Below are 2308 nucleotides of genomic sequence, written 5' to 3' on the forward strand. Positions count from 1 at the left end.
CGCCTGCATGTCGGCCGCATAGGTCGTGTACATGTAGTCGCGCTCGCGATTGGTCACCATCTCGAGCGTGAGTTCGTCGTGGTTGCGCAGGAAGATCGCCCACTGGCAGCCGTCGGGGATCTCGGGCGTCTGCTGCAGTATCTCGACGATCGGGTCCCGGTCCTCCTGGGCGATCGCCATGTACATCCGCGGCATCAGCGGAAAGTGGTAGGCCATGTGGCACTCGTCGCCGTCGCCGAAGTACTCGCGCACGTCCTCGGGCCACATGTTGGCCTCGGCGAGAAGGAAGCGGTTCTTGTACTTAGCGTCGATCGCGGCACGCAGCTTCTTGATCACCACGTGAGTCTCGGGCAGGTTCTCGTTGGAGGTGCCGTCGCGCTCGATCAGGTAGGGAATCGCGTCGAGCCGGAAGCCGTCGACGCCCATGTCGAACCAGAAGCGCATGGTTCGGAACACTGCCTCGAGCACCTGCGGGTTGTCGAAGTTGAGGTCCGGCTGGTGACTGAAGAAGCGGTGCCAGTAGTAGGCCTTGGCGACCGGGTCCCAGGTCCAGTTCGACTTCTCGGTATCGGTGAAGATGATGCGCGTGCCCTGGTACAACTGGTCGTGATCGCTCCAGACATAGAAGTCGCGCTCGGGCGATCCTGGCGGTGCCATGCGCGCGGCCTGAAACCACGGGTGCGTGTCCGATGTGTGGTTGATGACCAGCTCGATGATGACGCGCAACTCGCGCTTGTGCGCCTCCTCAAGCATGTCGCGGAAGTCCTGCAAGGTGCCGTACTGCGCGTGCACGTCTTCGTAGGCCGCGATGTCGTAGCCGTCGTCGCGCAGCGGCGAGGGATAGAAGGGCATCAGCCAGATCGTGTTGACGCCGAGGTCCTTGACGTAGTCGAGCTTGCTCGCCAGACCCTGGAAGTCGCCGACGCCGTCGCCGTTGGAGTCGAAGAAGGCCTTCACGTTGCACTGGTAGATCACCGCGTCGCGGTACCAGGTCGGGTCGCCGGACGTGTCGATCTCGGTGGTCTCGAGCGCCAGCTTGGGTACGGGGGCGTTCATGAGGTGCCGCCTAGACGTAGTAGTCGAAATCGCGCTCGTCGCGCAGCCGGCGCCGCACCGCGAGCACGTGCGCCGGCATGTGCTGCGGATCCAGCAGGATGTAGTGGCGCTCGCCGTGCCAGGCGAATCGCTGGTCGGTCAGCAGGTCATGCATCTGGAAGGGCTGGCCGCGCGGCACGTCAATCTCCGACGGGTCGAGCGACAGGTGGCCAGATTGCGCGTTGTGCGGATCGAGGTTGACCACCGTCACCACCACATTGCTGCCGTCCGGCGAGGCCTTCATGTAGGCGATCAACTGATCGTTGTCGATCGGGAGGAAGCGCAGGCTGCGGTCGGACTGYAGCGCCCGGTTGGCGCGCCGAATGCGGTTGATGCGCGCGATGAAGGGGCGCAGGCCGCTGTCCGGCCCCCAGTCCCAGTGGCGCAACTGATACTTCTCGGAATCCAGGTACTCCTCGCTCGACGGCTCGCGCGGCAAGTGCTCGAGCAGTTCGAAGGCCGGGCCGTAGATTCCGTAGCTGGCCGCCAGCGTCGCGGCCAGCACCAGCCTTGACTTGAACGTGGCCTCTTCGCCGGTCTGCAGCGCCGCATGCAGGATGTCGGGCGTGTTGGGCCAGACGTTGGGGCGGAAGTAGTCGGCACCCGGACTGCGCGAGAGTTCGCTGAAGTACTCGGTGAGCTCGTCCTTGCTGTTGCGCCAGGTGAAGTAGGTGTAGGACTGGGTGAAGCCGAGCTTGGCCAGGCGGCGCATCACCTTGGGCCGCGTGAAGGCCTCGGCCAGGAAGATCAGCTCCGGGTGCGTCCGCTTGCATTCGGTGATCGCCCATTCCCAGAACGCGAAGGACTTGGTGTGCGGGTTGTCGACCCGGAAGATCGTCACGCCCTCGGCGATCCAGTGATCGAGCACGCTCTTGAGTTCGGTCCAGAGCCCCCGCCAATCCTCGCTCTCGAAGTTGAAGGGGTAGATGTCCTGGTATTTCTTGGGCGGGTTCTCGGCGTACTGCACGCTGCCGTCGGGCCGCCAGCGGAACCACTTCGGGTGCGCCTCGACGTAGGGATGGTCGGGCGCGCACTGGAAGGCGATGTCCATGGCGATGTCCAGGCCCTGGGCGCGCGCAGATGCCACCAGGCGACGGAAATCCTCCGCCGTGCCGAGCTCGGGCAGGATGCTCTTGTGGCCGCCCTCGGCGGCGCCGATGGCCCAGGGGCTGCCGACATCGCCGGGCGCGGTGCTGAGCGCGTTGTTGCGGCC

2 protein-coding genes are annotated in these 2308 nt (G+C 65.0%); both read right to left on the reverse strand.

The features are described from left to right. Positions 1–1056 (reverse strand): alpha-amylase family glycosyl hydrolase (locus AC1DY5_RS51930; RefSeq protein WP_478122063.1); only part of this gene is annotated, 1056 nt, incomplete at its 3' end. A 10-nt stretch (positions 1057–1066) separates the two neighbouring features. Next, positions 1067–2308, reverse strand: a 1242-nt coding sequence (locus tag AC1DY5_RS51935; RefSeq protein WP_478122064.1) for an alpha-amylase family glycosyl hydrolase, incomplete at its 5' end; no start/stop codon positions are given.

Source organism: Variovorax sp. P4_D9 (assembly GCF_056401695.1).